Annotated in this window: 16 protein-coding genes; 8 read left to right on the top strand and 8 right to left on the bottom strand. The window is 63.7% G+C overall.

What is annotated here, in order from left to right; genetic code table 11:
- A partial coding sequence (locus YH3_RS23415) for a nitronate monooxygenase family protein (RefSeq protein ID WP_193777183.1) occupies positions 1 to 510 on the top strand: 510 nt, incomplete at its 5' end.
- A gap of 80 nt (positions 511 to 590) precedes the next feature.
- Positions 591 to 1,571 carry an ABC transporter substrate-binding protein gene (locus YH3_RS23420; protein WP_238592699.1) on the top strand — a complete coding sequence of 327 codons (981 nt, stop codon included), beginning with the start codon at positions 591 to 593 and terminating at the stop codon, positions 1,569 to 1,571.
- A gap of 57 nt (positions 1,572 to 1,628) precedes the next feature.
- On the opposite strand, the gene YH3_RS23425 is transcribed toward YH3_RS23420, so the two are convergent.
- Entirely contained in the window at positions 1,629 to 3,587 is a 1,959-nt protein-coding gene (locus tag YH3_RS23425; RefSeq protein WP_003944557.1) for a glycoside hydrolase family 15 protein, read from the bottom strand.
- Positions 3,588 to 3,669: 82 nt separating this feature from the next.
- Between YH3_RS23425 and YH3_RS23430 the strand changes: the two genes are divergently transcribed.
- From YH3_RS23430 to YH3_RS23450, 6 genes are all read left to right on the top strand, one after another.
- Positions 3,670 to 3,876 (top strand): hypothetical protein, encoded by a 207-nt coding sequence (locus YH3_RS23430; RefSeq protein WP_003944489.1) that lies wholly within the window; start codon positions 3,670 to 3,672, stop codon positions 3,874 to 3,876.
- A gap of 123 nt (positions 3,877 to 3,999) precedes the next feature.
- Positions 4,000 to 4,089, top strand: coding sequence for an Ms4533A family Cys-rich leader peptide (locus YH3_RS37370; protein WP_309599318.1), 90 nt, complete (start codon positions 4,000 to 4,002; stop codon positions 4,087 to 4,089).
- Between the two features lie 196 nt (positions 4,090 to 4,285).
- Complete coding sequence (locus YH3_RS23435) at positions 4,286 to 5,317, top strand: sulfate ABC transporter substrate-binding protein (protein WP_003944569.1); 1,032 nt, start codon at positions 4,286 to 4,288, stop codon at positions 5,315 to 5,317.
- 7 nt (positions 5,318 to 5,324) lie between these two features.
- Positions 5,325 to 6,173 (top strand): sulfate ABC transporter permease subunit CysT, encoded by an 849-nt coding sequence (gene cysT, locus YH3_RS23440; protein ID WP_030536617.1) that lies wholly within the window; start codon positions 5,325 to 5,327, stop codon positions 6,171 to 6,173.
- On the top strand, positions 6,170 to 6,976 hold the full coding sequence (gene cysW / locus YH3_RS23445; RefSeq protein WP_003944503.1) for a sulfate ABC transporter permease subunit CysW: 807 nt from the start codon (positions 6,170 to 6,172) through the stop codon (positions 6,974 to 6,976). Before cysT ends, cysW begins: the two co-directional genes overlap by 4 nt.
- Positions 6,973 to 8,022 carry a sulfate/molybdate ABC transporter ATP-binding protein gene (locus tag YH3_RS23450; RefSeq protein WP_007731046.1) on the top strand — a complete coding sequence of 350 codons (1,050 nt, stop codon included), beginning with the start codon at positions 6,973 to 6,975 and terminating at the stop codon, positions 8,020 to 8,022. The genes cysW and YH3_RS23450 overlap by 4 nt, the downstream gene beginning before the upstream one ends.
- Before the next feature lie 129 nt (positions 8,023 to 8,151).
- Here YH3_RS23450 and YH3_RS23455 read toward each other — a convergent pair whose 3' ends face one another.
- The 7 genes from YH3_RS23455 to YH3_RS23485 all read right to left on the bottom strand — a co-directional run bounded on the left by YH3_RS23455 (position 8,152) and on the right by YH3_RS23485 (position 15,405).
- Positions 8,152 to 9,048, bottom strand: a complete 897-nt coding sequence (locus YH3_RS23455; protein WP_003944544.1) for a universal stress protein — start codon at positions 9,046 to 9,048, stop codon at positions 8,152 to 8,154.
- 55 nt (positions 9,049 to 9,103) lie between these two features.
- Positions 9,104 to 9,880, bottom strand: a complete 777-nt coding sequence (locus YH3_RS23460; protein WP_030536614.1) for a DUF998 domain-containing protein — start codon at positions 9,878 to 9,880, stop codon at positions 9,104 to 9,106.
- A 94-nt stretch (positions 9,881 to 9,974) separates the two neighbouring features.
- Positions 9,975 to 10,730 carry a sirohydrochlorin chelatase gene (locus tag YH3_RS23465; RefSeq protein ID WP_030536613.1) on the bottom strand — a complete coding sequence of 252 codons (756 nt, stop codon included), beginning with the start codon at positions 10,728 to 10,730 and terminating at the stop codon, positions 9,975 to 9,977.
- Between the two features lie 4 nt (positions 10,731 to 10,734).
- Entirely contained in the window at positions 10,735 to 12,021 is a 1,287-nt protein-coding gene (locus YH3_RS23470) for a sulfate adenylyltransferase subunit 1 (protein ID WP_020969973.1), read from the bottom strand.
- The gene (gene cysD, locus YH3_RS23475) at positions 12,021 to 12,956 is read right to left on the bottom strand and encodes a sulfate adenylyltransferase subunit CysD (protein ID WP_007731054.1); all 936 of its coding nucleotides are present in this window, start codon (positions 12,954 to 12,956) and stop codon (positions 12,021 to 12,023) included. The genes YH3_RS23470 and cysD overlap by 1 nt, the downstream gene beginning before the upstream one ends.
- The gene (locus tag YH3_RS23480) at positions 12,953 to 13,666 is read right to left on the bottom strand and encodes a phosphoadenylyl-sulfate reductase (RefSeq protein ID WP_042924073.1); all 714 of its coding nucleotides are present in this window, start codon (positions 13,664 to 13,666) and stop codon (positions 12,953 to 12,955) included. The genes cysD and YH3_RS23480 overlap by 4 nt, the downstream gene beginning before the upstream one ends.
- On the bottom strand, positions 13,663 to 15,405 hold the full coding sequence (locus YH3_RS23485) for a nitrite/sulfite reductase (RefSeq protein WP_064444116.1): 1,743 nt from the start codon (positions 15,403 to 15,405) through the stop codon (positions 13,663 to 13,665). Before YH3_RS23485 ends, YH3_RS23480 begins: the two co-directional genes overlap by 4 nt.
- Positions 15,406 to 15,765 lie beyond the last annotated feature (360 nt).

A 15,765-nucleotide genomic window follows, 5' to 3' on the forward strand; every position in this document is an offset into this window, starting at 1 on the left:
GGTGAGGCAGGCGGTCACACGGGCCGAATCGGAACCTTGCCGCTGCTGCAGGAGATCCTCGAAACGACATCACTTCCAGTACTGGCGGCCGGCGGAATCGGGACCGGCCGCGGTTTGGCCGCAGTCCTGGCGGCAGGCGGGGAAGGCGTGATGATCGGAACGGCGCTGCTCGCCAGCCCGGAGACGGTCGGGCCGGGCTATGCCCGCGAGCGCGTCGTCGAAGCCGGAAGTGCCGACACGATTTACACCTCGGTGTTCGACCGAGCGCGCAGTCAACCGTGGCCGCAGCGGTGGGGTGGCCGCGCGGTGGCCAACGAGTTCACTGCCGCCTGGCACGGAGTCGACGCCGATGAGGAAATGCTGGCAAAGGCGTACGACCCGTCGGATCCCCACAGCGGAGTCGTCTACGCCGGAGAAGCTGTCGGACTCGTACACGGAACCCATCCGGCCGGCGACGTGGTTCGACGCATCGGCGCCGATGCGGAGCGTCTGCTCTCTCGTTTCGCCTGAAAGCAAGGTCGGACACAGCCGGATCCCATATGAGAAGGTAAGCCTCTGCTAACTAGTGGAGGAGTATTTTCGTGCGTGCGATGAAGTTTTCGGCGGTGGCTCTCTTGGGAGCGCTGGTCGTAGGTATCAGCGGATGTTCGTCCTCGGACGCCGACGAGATCGCGGGCGGTCGGGTCACCACGATCGACCACAAGTTCGGCGCCACCACGATCACCGGGACGCCGACGCGCATCGTCGCGGCCGACACCCAGTGGCTCGACGCTCTGCTCGAACTCGGAATCCAGCCGGTGGGGTACCTGGCTGCCGGCCCGATGGGCGACGAGCGTGGTCTGTTCCCGTGGGAGAGTGGCGTGGACGCGTCGGCGAAGGAACTCGATCGCTCGGCGATCCAGCAGTTCGGTGTCCCGCTCAAAGCTGAAGAAATTGCAACCTTGGATCCCGATCTGATTCTCGGCGGGTTCTCCGTCGCCGATCAGGACGATTTCGACCAGTTGAGCAAGATCGCTCCGACAATTGCCGGTCTGTCCGACGTCCAGGTCGATCCGTGGCAGGACCAGGTGGAGATTCTCGGCCGGGTTCTCGACAAGGAGTCGCGAGCCGACGAGATCGTCGAGGCGACAAACGGGCAGATCGATGCGCTCGCACAGCGGTTGCCGGGGCTGAAGGGTAAGACCGCTCTTTTGTCGCAGTACGTCTTCCCGACGTCGCAGTTGGTGATCGTCGCTGATCCCAAGGACGGTGCTTCGGGACTGTTCACGCGTCTGGGAATGTCGTTGCCGCCCAAGCTGGTCGACGAGGCCGGTGTGACCGGTGGCCGGCTGATACTCAGCCCGGAACGGGTCGACGCTCTCAGCGCCGACGTCGTGGTGCTGCTGCCCAACGGCGGGTCGCTCGACGACATGATGAAGCTGCCGGGGTTTGCCGACCTGCCTGCAGTCAAGGGTGGCGGATTGGCCATCGTCGACTATCCGACTGTTGCCGGCCTGAACACTCCGTCGTCGCTGTCGCTGAAGTACTCGCTCGAATCGATCACGCCGCAGCTCGAAGCGGTGGCCGGCTAGACCTGCTGTGCGCCTTTATTAACCGCGGGCGGTTAATAAAGGCGCACAGCAGGGGGTCTAGGTCGCGTTGTGCGCGGGCTGGAAAGCTCCGGCTTCGGCAGCTTCCTCGGCGCGGATCACGTGGACCACGGCGTTGATCAGCGCCAGGTGTGTGAACGCCTGCGGGAAGTTACCCAGATGGCGACCGGTGTGCGCGTCGATCTCCTCCGCGTACAGCTTGAGCGGGCTCGCGAACCCGAGCAGACGCTCGCAGAGATGCTTTGCCCGATCCAGTTCGCCGATCTCGACGAGGGCGGAGACGAGCCAGAAGGAGCAGATGGTGAACGTGCCCTCTTCTCCGCTCAATCCGTCGTCGGTGGTGTCGACGCGATAGCGCAGGACCAACCCCTCTTCGGTGAGCTCGTCGGCGATCGCCAGCACCGTCGCCCGGATGCGCGGATCGTCGGCCGGCAGGAAGCGCAGCAGCGGTGCCAACAAGAGCGACGCGTCGAGTGAATCGTGGCCGTACCGCTGTGTTAGAACTCCGCGCGAGTCGACACCGTGCGCGAGGATGTCGGCCTTGATCTCGTCCGCGATGGCCGTCCATTGCTGTGCAAAGCTCTTCTCGCCCTGCATCTCTGCCAGCTTGGCGCCGCGATCGAGAGCGACCCAGCACATGATCTTCGACGACGTGAAGTGCTGCGGTTCACCGCGCACCTCCCAGATCCCGCGGTCGGGCTGGCGCCAATGCTTGATCGCTTCCTCGACCTGCTTCTTGAGCAGCGGCCACAACGCCTCGGGGACGCGCTCGCGGGTACGGATGTGGAGGTACACCGAGTCGAGCATGGTGCCCCAGATGTCGTGCTGCTGTTGATCGAACGCCCCGTTGCCGATACGCACCGGACGGGCGCCGTCGTAGCCGGACAGATGGTTGAGTTCGGATTCCTCGAGCGTGCGCTCGCCGCCGATGCCGTACATCACCTGCAAGGGATGCGGCTGACCGTTGTCCGAACTCGACACGTCGTAGATGAAGTTGAAGAAGTCGTTGGCCTCACGGTCCAACCCGAGCGTGTAGAGGCCCCACAGTGCGAAGGTGGAATCGCGAACCCACGCGTAGCGATAGTCCCAGTTGCGTTCTCCGCCTGGTGTTTCCGGTAGCGAGGTCGTCGAAGCCGCGAGTAGGGCTCCGGTCGGTGCGTAGGTGAGCCCCTTGAGTGTGAGCGCACTGCGCTGTAGGTATCCGCGCCACGGGTGATCGGGGAACTTGCCGATCGTCACCCACTCACGCCAGGACTTCGACGTCTGCCACATCTTGTCGGCGGCCTCGTCGAACGTCTGCGGCGCGGGAAGATCCGACCACGAGAGCGCGACGTACACGTTGTCGCCTTCGACCAGTCGCGTCCGGGCCCGTGCCTCACGACCTTCCAGACCCAGTCGGAGATCGGTGGTCAAGCGCAGAGTGGGATGGTCGCCGGGCTTGGCGGAGCGACACGTTGCCGTTGCTTCCTCGTAGACCTTTCCGGTGTACTCCCAATTCGCCGTGCCACGGTGATAGTCGAACGCGGGCTCACAGCTCATCTCGAGTTCGACGGTGCCGCTGACGCATTTGACCGTACGGAGAAGGGTGTGTTCGGCATCCCAGTCGGTCGGTGTGCGCTTGTGCGTGTTCGATCGCTTGTCGACGTTGTGCCAGGGACCGAGAACCAGGGCGTCGCGGACGACGAGCCAGCCGGTCTCGGTCTGCCAGGTGGTCTCGAGAATGAGTCCACCCGGCAGATAGCGCCGAGCGGCCGGCACGTTCTGGCCGTAGGGGCCGATACGGAAATGGCCTGCGCTGCGGTCGAGGATGGCACCGAACACGCTTGGGGAGTCCGGGCGGGGAACGCACATCCACTCGACAGATCCGTTACGGGCAATCAGGCACGAGGTTTCGCAATCGGAAAGAAACGCATAGTCGTCGATCGGGGGGAAGTTGCTTCGATGGTGACCCGTGGAGGCGGGAGGAATCGTCTGCACCACTTCGTCGTCAGCACTCATTCGGCCATCATCCGGCCAGAATCGGCACACGTCCAATCCACACGCTGTCGGGACCGTATCGTCCGAAGGATAGGGTGTTGGCGTGGATCGGATAGCGGATTGGTGGGACAGCTTCGAGCTGTGGATGGCGGGGCTCCCGTTCATCCCGCAGGTCGCGTTGGTCCTGATCGTCGTCGTTCCGCTGTGCCGCCTGGTGGCCATCGGTCTGGATCGCGCGTTGGCCGCCGTTCTCGCTCTGCCGCTCTTCGGCTGGTTGCGTAGGAATTCTCGAGAAGTAGAGGAAAGCTGATGCCCCGCTCACGGGTCACTCTCGCCCTGATAGCCCTGATTCTCCTCGTGATCGTCGCGTGGCTTCTCACCCGTTAGTTCTCCCGATTAGAGCGGGCGCCGGTGCTCTGCTAAAGTCCACCGCGTGTCCGAAGCAACAGCTCCCGTAATCCGCCACCAGTTGGCGTTGATTGCTGTCGGCATGCTCGACGTCGCTGACGTCGCCTGTTGTTGATTTCCTGAGTTCGACCTCTCCGGTGGTGCTGCGCACCCCACTCGAACTTCTCTGCGCGTAACTCGCGCCCCCGATTCAGGGCTCATCGCCCGTCGGCTCTCCATGTCTGAACATCCCGATGGAATCAGCCCCAGAGGTCTCGGACTTGTCGTTTGACCAACCCTCGTTTGTCAGTCCTTTCAGGAAGGTATCTGCAATGAAACGCCGTTCCCGCACACTTCTCACTGCTATCGCGACCATGGGGGCCGTGGTACTCACAGCGTGCAGTGGTGGCTCGAGCGACACCGTGGGTGGTGACAGCGCCGCCAGCGACGGTAGCGCCGGCACGATCAACCTGTTCGCCTACGCCGTGCCGAAGCCTGGCTTCGACAAGCTCACCGCAGCCTTCCAGGCGACCGACGAGGGCAAGAACGTCAACTTCAATCCTTCCTACGGCGCCTCGGGCGACCAGTCGCGCAAGGTGAAGGACGGTGCCGAGGCAGACTTCGTCAACTTCTCCGTCGAGCCCGACATCACCCGTCTGGTCGATGCCGGTCTGGTAGATCAGAACTGGAACCAGGACGCCTACAACGGAATTCCGTTCGGATCGGTAGTCACCATCGTGACGCGTCCGGGCAACCCGAAGGGCATCAAAGACTGGGACGACCTGCTTCAGCCCGGCCTCGAGGTCGTCACGCCGAACCCGTTCAGCTCCGGCTCGGCCAAGTGGAACCTCTTGGCGCCGTACGCCGCGAAGAGCGACGGTGGCAAGAACCCGCAGGCGGGTCTCGACTACGTCACCGCCTTGGTCAACGACCACGTCAAGATCCAGCCCAAGTCGGGACGCGAGGCTTCGGAAGCCTTCCTGCAGGGTAGCGGTGACGTTCTGATCAGTTACGAGAACGAGGCACTGTTCATCGAAGGCAACGGCGACCCGGTCGAGCACGTCACCCCGCCCACGACCTTCAAGATCGAGAACCCCGTTGCCGTGATCTCGAACAGCAAGGTCCTCGACAAGGCGACCGCGTTCAAGGACTACCTGTACACGACCGAGGGTCAGACGCTCTGGGCCGAAGCAGGATTCCGTCCCGTGGATCCCGCCGTCGCTGCCAAGTTCACCGACAAGTTCCCCGAGCCGACCAAGCTGTGGACCATTGCAGACCTCGGCGGCTGGAAGGCCGTGGACAGTGCTCTGTTCACCAAGGACACCGGTTCGATCGCAGTGATCTACGACAACGCGACCAAGTAAGACTGACGTGACTGACACTATTGACCCCACCCCCGTGGCTCGTCGGCGAAAACTCGCGCGGGTCACGGGGAGTGTGGGGCCGCTCGGAATCGGAGTGGCCACCCTGTGGCTCTCCGTCATCGTTCTGCTTCCGCTCGCCGCGTTGACCGCCACCGCGTTCGACGAGGGGATCTCCGGATTCTGGGACGCCGTCACCGCACCCGTCGCCTTGGCGTCGTTGCGCGTGACGTTGTTGGTCTCGGTGATCGTGGCATTGATCAACGTCGTGATGGGCACGATCATCGCGTGGGTGCTGGTCCGGGACGACTTCCCGGGCAAGCGCATCGTCAACTCGATGATCGATCTGCCGTTCGCGCTACCGACCATCGTGGCATCGATCGTGCTGCTGTCCCTCTACGGCCCGCAGTCACCGATCGACATCCATCTCAATGCAACTCAGCCCGGACTGATCGTGGCATTGGCCTTCGTGACCTTGCCGTTCGTCGTCCGTTCCGTGCAGCCGGTGCTGATGGAGGTCGACCGCGAAGTCGAGGAAGCCGCTGCGTCGTTGGGAGCTTCCAACTGGACGATCTTTCGCTCGGTTGTTCTCCCGACGTTGGCGCCTGCCGTCATCTCCGGTGCGGGCCTCGCGTTCGCCAGAGCGATCGGTGAATACGGCTCGGTCGTTCTGATCGGCGGCAACATCCCACGCGTGACACAGATGACGTCGCAGTACATTCAGCAGCAGATCGAGATCGATCGTCCGACCAACGCCGCTGCCGTCTCGGTAGCGTTGCTGGCCATCGCATTCGTGACGCTGTTCGTCCTGCGAATCTTCGCCTCGCGGGGACAGCGACGTGAGGAGAGTTCCCGATGAACGTGTCCAGAGGATCGAAGATCGGTCTGCGGACCATCGCTCTCGTCTACCTGTTCGTGTTGCTGGTCGTGCCGATCGGTGTGATCCTGACGCGAACGTTCGAGAACGGAATCGGCCCGTTTCTCGAATCGATCACGACACCGGCAGCGATTTCCGCGCTGAATCTTTCGCTGATCATCGTGGCGATCGTGGTTCCGATCAACGTGGTGTTCGGTGTCGTCACGGCTCTGGCACTCGTGCGTGGGCGTTTCCCGGGCCGCGGAGTTCTGCAGTCGGTGGTCGACCTGCCCTTCGCGGTCTCGCCCGTCGTCGTCGGTGTGTCGTTGATTCTCCTGTGGGGTGCCAACGGTTGGTTCGGCGGCATCGAATCGTTGGGGTTCAAAGTCATCTTCGGGTTGCCAGGCATGGTGATCGCGACGATTTTCGTGACGCTGCCCTTCGTCGTCCGGGAAGTCGAACCCGTACTTCACGAGATCGGCGACGAGCAGGAACAAGCAGCCGCGACGCTCGGTGCCTCGGGCTGGCAGACGTTCTGGCGGATCACCTTGCCCGCGATCCGTTGGGGCCTGACGTACGGAATCGTGTTGACGGTGGCGCGTTCGCTCGGTGAATTCGGCGCAGTCATCATGGTCTCTTCCGGCTTCCCGGGGGTATCCCAGACACTGACATTGCTGGTGCACTCGCGATACATCGACGACCACAACACCTTTGGTGCGTATTCGGCGGCAACGCTGCTGATGGGCATCGCCATCATTGTCCTGTTGCTGATGACGCTGCTGGACCGTAAGAGGAGCACCACATGATCACAGTGACCGGGGCCCGCAAGAACTACGGTGATTTCGCGGCGCTCGACGACGTGACGGTCAACATTCCCTCGGGTTCGTTGACGGCATTGCTCGGGCCCAGTGGCTCGGGAAAGTCGACGTTGCTGCGTTCGATCGCAGGGCTCGAAGAACTCGATTCGGGAACCATCACCATCGCAGGCAAGGACGTCACCGGCGTCTCGCCGCAGAAGCGTGACATCGGTTTCGTGTTCCAGCACTACGCGGCGTTCAAGCATATGACCGTGCGGGACAACGTGGCGTTCGGGCTCAAGATCCGCAAGCGCCCGAAGCCGGAGATCGAGAAGAAGGTCAACGAACTACTGGGGATCGTCGGTCTCGACGGGTTTCAGCATCGGTACCCCGCGCAGCTCTCCGGCGGTCAGCGTCAGCGCATGGCGTTGGCGCGCGCTCTGGCTGTGGATCCACAGGTGCTCCTGCTCGACGAGCCCTTCGGCGCGCTCGACGCGAAGGTGCGTGCCGACCTGCGCACGTGGTTGCGTCGCCTGCACGACGAGGTGCACGTCACCACCGTCCTGGTCACCCACGACCAGGAAGAGGCTCTCGACGTCGCCGACCGCATCGCGGTGCTGAACAAGGGGCGGATCGAGCAGATCGGTGAACCTGCCGACCTGTACGACCGCCCGTCCAACGACTTCGTGATGTCCTTCCTCGGATCCGTCGCGAAGCTCAACGGGCAGTTGGTCCGTCCGCACGACATCCGACTCGGCCGCGATCCGAGCATGGCTCTCGCGCAGGAATCCGGAACGGCCGAGTCGCTCGGCGTCACACGCGCAACAGTCGAGCGCGTCGTGTACCTCGGCTTCGAGGTTCGAGTGGACCTGCGCAACGAGGCAACCGGCGAGCTCTTCTCGGCTCAGGTCACGCGCGGTGACAGTGCAGCGCTGCACCTCGAGGCGGGGGAGACGGTGTACGCGCGTGCTACCCGGGTGCCGGATCTGCCGGAGACCCCGGTGTCGACGCCGGTGCAGGAGCCGGTCACGGTGAGCGTGGTCGGCCAGGTATGACCCGCTCGCCCTGTTCGACCTGTTGTACCCCCACTCCTGTTTGAGCGAACGGCACTTTCGGACTCCTGATGGCGCCGAAAGTGCCGTTCGCTCAGAAAAAAGGGGGTGGGGCACAACAGTGAGACGGGTTCAGCCCTCGCGGCAGACGAGGACCGGGCACTGGGCGTGGTGGATGAGGCTCTGACTGGTCGATCCGACTATCGACGCCATGAAGGGGCTGCGGCCGTGGCTACCGACGACTACGAGCTGCGCCTCCGCTGAATGCTCGAGCAGTGCTTTCATCGGTCCGCTGCGCTGGACACTGCGGGTGACTTCGACGTCGGGGTACTTCTCCGTCCAGCCGGCGAGGCACTCGGACAGCAGTGCATGCTCATGCTGTTCGTACGGTCCCCAGTCGACGAAGCGCCTGGCTTCGGAATACCCGCCCAGCGAGGCGTGCTCGTTCCACGTGTGGACCGCAACCAAAGGTGCGCCGAGGAACGCGGCAAATTCGAAGGCATGCGCGACGGCGAGTTCGCTGAGCTTGCTCCCGTCGACGCCGACGACGATGGGCCTGGTGTCGGCCATCGCGTGATCACCCGTACCGCGGAATACGGCCACGGGACAGTGCGCGCGGTTGACCACCCGAATGGTGTCGGATCCGAGAAACACGGACTGCATTTCGCTGGTGCCGGCCTGACCCAGTGCAACGATGCGAGCCGACTTCGAGAGTTCGACGAGTGTGGTTGCGGGAGTACCGGTCACGAGGCCACGTTCGACGGTGACGTCGGTGTGATCATCGCGGATGGCGTCCTCGGCCTCGTCGAGCAGTTTTGCACCCTCGACGCGAAGGTGGTGGTCGAACATCTCTTCGTCGGTGACGTTTGTACCGCCACCGGACTCGGGTTGTCCTGGCAGCACGTGGGTCAGGCGAAGTGGTTCGTCGAATCTCTTTGCAGCCGAAGCTGCCCACCTCGCGGCGTTGACCGCGCTTGCCGAGCCGTCGATACCGGCCACGATTCCGTGTCGAACAGATGCACTGGTCATGGAAGTCTCCTCGCGTCGCCTCCTTACCAGTGTGTCCCTGCTCACCCCCGGTTCGCTACAAACCGGTCAGCTCCCGTGGTGCGAGAACGTCGGTGGGCACTGCCGCGCGAGATCGACGCGGGCGCAACGACAACAGAGCGGTGATGAATCCGTTACCGGACAGTGTCAGTTCCACGTTCTTCAACACGGTTCGGCGCATCAACGCGAGCAGGGCCGCGACGCCGGTGACGGCCATCCACATAGGCAGCGGGTACAGCGTCAGGCGTTCACCAAGGCCGAAAGTGAGGGTTCGTCCGAGAAGCAGTACGGCACCGACGATTCCGGTAGCCGCGCACAGCCCTGACCACACTGCGATCCATTTGCTGTGCTTCCAGAATTGAATTGCCATGAGGACGAGAACGGCATGACGTGCGACGAAGCCGGGAAGTACGGCGGTCCAATGAACGAAGGTCCCGTCGTTCGCCGGGAAGAGGCCGGTGGCCGCGGTGCTCAATGCAACGACGACGGCAAGACCGAGAATCCACTTCTTCGCACGACCGTCCGGAATGTACTTGTGCAGCAAGGCCGCCCCGAGGATGGTGAGCGCACCGAGGATCATGAAGGCCGCGTTCATCACGTCGTGCATCGGCGAACATGAATCCACGCTGCATGTCGTCACGCCCAGCGAACTGATGGAGTCGCGCGCGAAGCTGTACGGCGTCTTCCATGCTCCGGCTGTGAAGATTTCGACAAGCAGGTAGAGCACCGACAGGACCCATGCGATGCCGGCTGTGCCGAGGCGAAGATTGTGAGTGATGGTGTTCCCTCTCGCGGCGCTCTGAGGGGATTGCACCCAAAGATCTGTTTCGCAGGCGAAGGAGGTACCTTCGCGAGCTGGACAGATCCAACACTACGGTAACAATCTGATAACGGCCTGTGAAACCGGATCAGGCGGAGCGGACCAGACGGCCGGGTAGTGCATCAGCGACTTGTCGGTAACGGTCGATCATCGTTTCGATCAGTAGAGAGTGCCCACCGATCGTGTCGGCGAAACGCGCGCGCGGACATGCAGTTGCTGCGGCAGCGCTGAGTCGATCGGTCAGTAGGCCGGGAGCCAAGAACCACGGCGCGACGACAACACGTTCGGCGCCGTCCTGCTCGAGTGCGGAGATCGCCTGGGTAACTGTCGGTTCCGCGGATGTCGCGAAACAGATTCGAACGCCCGACCAGTTGGTTCCGCCGAGGAGAGTGGACGCCAATTCTGCGGTCGCGGCATTGGCGCGCGCATCGGACGAGCCGACTGCCGCAAGAGCGACACCGACCGACGGATCGTCCGGCCGGGCACCCGCTTCGAGAATTCGCTCGCGTACTGCCTCGATCAGCCGAGCATCGCGACCCAGTACGTCTGCTTGGAACACGGTCAACTGGGGGTGGCGTGTCGCGGCAGCGGCCAAGAGTCCGGGCAGATCTACCCGGGCGTGGAAGGCATTGCCCAGCAGCATCGGAACAACAACGGCGTGAGTGTGGCCGTCGTGTGCAACCCCGTCCAGGACCTGATCGATGGACGGTGCATTGAGGTCGAGAAACGCCAGCCGGACATCGAGGTCTGGCCGGACTTCACGAAGAGCTGCCACAGCAGCCGCGATCACCCGAGCAGAACGGGGATCACGGCTACCGTGCGCAACAGCGATGAGCGGAACCATCGACTTAGACGCGCTCGCCCAATTCGACAGCGGAAATGACGTCGCCCACCAGGCCGGCTGCGAGAGTGTTTCCACCAGCGGGATCGATCAGCAGGAAGCTGCCGGTGTGGCGATTGACGGCGTAGTCGTCAGCCACGATCGGCTCGGCCACCCGGATGGAGATCTTGCCGATCTCGTTGAGCTCGAGAGTGTCCGGGCCCTGATCCGTGGTGAGGTCCTGCTCGTTGAAGCGTTCCACCAAACTGCCCACGATGGCCTGCGTCGTTCGCGTGCCGTGCTTGAGCAGCAGACGTGCACCGGGGCGCAGCGACTTCTCGGCCAGCCAGCAGACAGTGGCGTCGAATTCGCCGATCGGCTCGGGTGCGTCGGACGGCGATGCGATGGTGTCGCCGCGAGAGACGTCGACGTCGTCGGCCAGGATCAGCGTGACGCTGCGTCCGGCGTGGGCGACGTCCAGTTCGCCGTCGGCCGTGTCGATACGTGTGACGGTGGTGCGCGTACCCGAGGGCAGGATCACCACTTCGTCGCCGGGCACGACGGAACCTGCAGCGACCTGACCGGCGTAGCCGCGGTAGTCGAGGAACTCTGCGGTGCGGGGGCGGATCACGTACTGCACCGGGAAACGCAGACCGACGCGATGTGGCTCGGCGTCGACCGGAATCGACTCGAGGTGCTCGATCAGCGTGGGGCCGGTGTAGTACGGGGTCTTGTCGGAGCGGATGGCGACGTTGTCACCGTGCAGTGCCGACACCGGGATCTCGACGACGTCTTCGCTTGCCCAGCCAAGTGAGCTGGTGAGTTCGTTGAACTCGGCGGAGATCGAGGTGAAGACCTCTTCGGGGTTCTCGACGAGGTCGATCTTGTTCACGGCGAGAACGAGCTTCGGGACACCGAGCAACGCGAGAACCGCTGCGTGCCTGCGAGTCTGCGCGATGACGCCCTTGCGAGCATCGACCAGCAGGATCACGAGCTGAGCCGTCGAGGCACCGGAGACAGTGTTGCGGGTGTACTGCACGTGGCCCGGTGTATCGGCGAGCACGAAGGTGCGCTTGGGGGTCGCGAAGTAGCGGTACGCCACGTCGATGGTGATGCCCTGCTCACGCTCGGCGCGCAGTCCGTCCACCAGGAGCGAGAGGTCAGGGGTGTCGAGACCGCGGTCCACCGACGCACGGGTCACGGCGTCGATCTGGTCGGCGAGAACGGATTTCGTGTCGTACAACAGGCGGCCCACGAGGGTGGACTTTCCGTCGTCGACGCTGCCGGCAGTTGCCAGTCTGAGCAGATCGCTCATCAGAAGTAGCCCTCTCGCTTGCGGTCTTCCATGGCCGCTTCGGAAACTCGGTCGTCGCCACGGGTCGCGCCGCGCTCGGTCAAACGTGATGCCGCAACCTCGGCGAGGATCGCTTCGTTGTCGGCCGCATCGGAGAGAACAGCACCGGTGGTCGAACCGTCGCCGACGGTGCGGTATCGCACCGAAAGGGTCTGCAGCTCTTCGCCGTCAGCCGGCCCACCCCAGACTCCGGGGGTCATCCACATGCCGTCGCGCTGGTACACCGGACGCTGGTGGGCGTAGTAGATGCTGGCGAGTTCGACGTTGTCGCGAGCGATGTAACGCCAGATGTCCAGTTCGGTGAAGTTGCTGAGCGGGAAGACGCGCACCTGCTCGCCGGGGGAGTGGCGACCGTTGTACAGGTTCCACAGCTCCGGGCGCTGCTTCTTGGGATCCCACTGGCCGAAAGCGTTGCGCAGTGAGAAGATCCGCTCCTTGGCACGTGCCCGCTCCTCGTCGCGGCGAGCGCCACCGAAGACGGCGTCGAAACGGTTCTCCGAGATCGCGTCCAGCAACGGCACGGTCTGCAGCGGGTTGCGGATACCGTCGGGACGCTCGGTGAGGCGGCCGTCCGCGATGTACTCCTCGACGCTGGCCACGTGCAGGCGCAGGTTGTACTTGGCCACCACGTGGTCGCGGAAGTCGAGGACTTCCTGCAGGTTGTGGCCGGTGTCGACGTGCAGCAGGGTGAACGGCAACGGCGCAGGCCAGAAGGCCTTGATCGCCAGGTGCAGCAGCACGGTGGAGTCCTTACCGCCCGAGAAGAGAATGACCGGGCGTTCGAATTCGCCGGCTACCTCTCGGAAGATGTGGATCGCTTCGGACTCGAGGGCGTCGAGAGTATCGAACTGTGTGCCGTCGAGCTGAGGCCGTGAAGGTGTCAAGTCAACTGTCATGATGCGTGCAACCCGCATTCTGTCTTGGAGGCACCGGCCCAACGACCGCTACGCGGATCGCTGCCGGGGGCTGGCTTGCTGGTGCAGGGTGCGCAGCCGATGGACGGATATCCCTCGTCGACAAGGGGATTGACGAGGATGGAATTGGTGTCGATGTAGTTCTGCATCTCCTCGTCCGACCAGGGAGCGATCGGGTTGATCTTCACGAGTCCGAAGGCTTCGTCGAAGGAGATCAGGGGAGCGTTGGCGCGGGTGGGCGCTTCGACGCGGCGGATGCCGGTCACCCACGCGCTGTACCCGGACAGTGTCTGCTTGAGCGGCGCGACTTTGCGTAGTGCGCAGCAGCGGTTGGGATCACGGGCGAACAGATCCTTGCCCTCGGCGACATCCTGCTCGGCGACGCTTGCCAGCGCACGAGCGTTGATGACGTTGACGCCGTACACCTGCTCGACCGCGTCACGCGTGCCGATGGTTTCGGGGAAGTGGTAGCCGGTGTCGAGGAATAGGACGTCGACGCCCGGATGCACCTGTGCGGCAAGGTGAACCAACACCCCGTCCTGCATGTTCGACGCCACGATGTACGAGTCACCGAACGTGTCCTCGGTCCACTGCAACAGTTCCTGCGCGCTGGCTCCGTCGAGTTCTACTGCACCGCGCTCGGCGATGGACCGAAGCTCGTCGGCAGTTGCTCGCGAAATGTCCACTGTCATCGCAAATCTCCTTCGTCTGCGCGCACTGCCCATTCGGCGAACCGTTCACCTTCGTTGCGGTTCTTGACGAACTGACGTACGACGCGGTCGATGTAGTCACCCATCTCGACGCTGGTGACCTTGTGCTGGCGCAGCTTGCGTCCGAAGGCGCTGTCGAATCCGAGGCTGCCTCCCAGGTGAACCTGGAAACCCTCGACTTGATTCCCCTCACCGTCGTCGACGAGCTGGCCCTTGAAGCCGATGTCGGCGATCTGCGAGCGAGCGCAGGAGTTGGGGCAACCGTTGATGTTGATGGTGATCGGCACGTCGAGCTGGCTGTTGATGTCGGCGAGACGCTGCTCGAGTTCGGGCACGAGCACCTGCGAACGCTTGCGGGTCTCGGCGAACGAGAGCTTGCAGAACTCGATGCCGGAGCAGGCCATCAGGTTCTTGCGCCAGTGTGACGGTCGGGCGGGAAGGCCCAGCGCGTCGAGATCGGCGATGAGCGGCTCGAGCGTCTCGTCGGCGACGTCGAGGATGATCAGCTTCTGGTACGGAGTGAAGCGGATCCGGTCGCTGCCGGCCTTCTCCGCGGCGTCGGCGACCTGAGCCAGGATGTCTCCCGAGACGCGGCCGGCGATCGGAGCGAAACCGACTGCGTTGTGGCCGTTGCGGGTCTTCTGGATGCCGACGTGATCGATCGGGCGCTTGGGCTTCTCGGGCGCGGGGCCGTCGATGAGCGGGCGCTCGAGGTACTCGGTCTCGAGAACCTCGCGGAACTTCTCGATACCCCAGTCCTTGACGAGGAACTTGAGCCTGGCCTTCGCGCGCAGACGGCGGTAGCCGTAGTCACGGAAGATCGAGACGACGCCCTCCCAGACATCGGGGACCTCGTCGAGCGGAATCCAGGCGCCGACGCGCTGCGCCAGCATCGGGTTGGTGGACAGTCCGCCGCCGACCCAGAGGTCGAGGCCCGGGCCGTGCTCGGGGTGGTTCACGCCGATGAAGGCGATGTCGTTGATCTCGTGAACAACATCCTGCTGGCCGGAGATGGCGGTCTTGAACTTGCGCGGCAGGTTGGAGTACTTGGGGTCGCCGATGTAGCGGCGCACGATCTCGTCGATCGCCGGGGTGGGATCGAGGACCTCGTCGAGCGATTCGCCGGCCAGGGGAGAACCGAGGACGACGCGAGGGCAGTCACCGCACGCTTCGGTGGTCTTGAGCCCGACGGCTTCGAGGCGCTTCCAGATCTCCGGGACGTTCTCGACCTCGATCCAGTGGAACTGAACGTTCTCACGGTCCGACAGGTCGGCGGTGTTCCGGCCGAATTCCTTCGAGATACCGGCGATGGTGCGCAGCTGCTCGACGTTCAGAGCGCCGGCGTCGCAACGCACGCGCATCATGAAGTACTTGGCCTCGAGCAGGTCGATGTTCTCGTCGCCGGTGAAGGTGCCGTCGTAGCCTTCTTCGCGCTGGGTGTAGAGACCCCACCAGCGGAAGCGGCCGCGAAGGTCGCCCTTGTCGATGCTGTCGAAGCCCTGCTTGGAGTAGATGTTCTCGATGCGGGCCCGAACGTTGAGCGGGTTGTCGTCCTTCTTGGCCTGCTCGTTGGCGTTGAGAGGCTCGCGGTAACCGAGGGCCCACTGACCTTCGGCGCGACGCTTGGCGGGACGCGCAGCGCGTGCAGGCCGGGCTTCGGCAGCTGCCGAATCGGCGGGGGGGGGGGGGGCGGGGGGGGGGGGTTGATCGGCACGCGGCACGCACTATCGATGAACTGTGGCGGTGTCTGATCGGGACGCACCGGTCCGTGTCGGAAATCGAGGGGGCTGTCCTCGGTCTCGGAAAGCTCGCGGCCGGCAGGTGTGCTCACGAAAACGAACAGCTGGAGAAGCTGCGTCCCTGAAAAGGCATGTCTCTGCAGAGAGTGTTTCGGTGAAGCAGATGGAGATGAGCGGGAAAGGCTGGAAGATCAGTGAAAGATCAACAGCTACACAGGTGCAGACACGACGAGCTGCACACACGCTTGAAGTCGACATGGCGACGCGCCACAAGTCGCACTCCGAGTCCGGTCATGCGGACCATTGTGCCACGTCAACTCGATAATTCCGACTCGGGTGCGT

Origin of the sequence: Rhodococcus sp. YH3-3, assembly GCF_001653035.1 — a bacterium.
Lineage (GTDB): Bacteria > Actinomycetota > Actinomycetes > Mycobacteriales > Mycobacteriaceae > Rhodococcus_F > Rhodococcus_F qingshengii.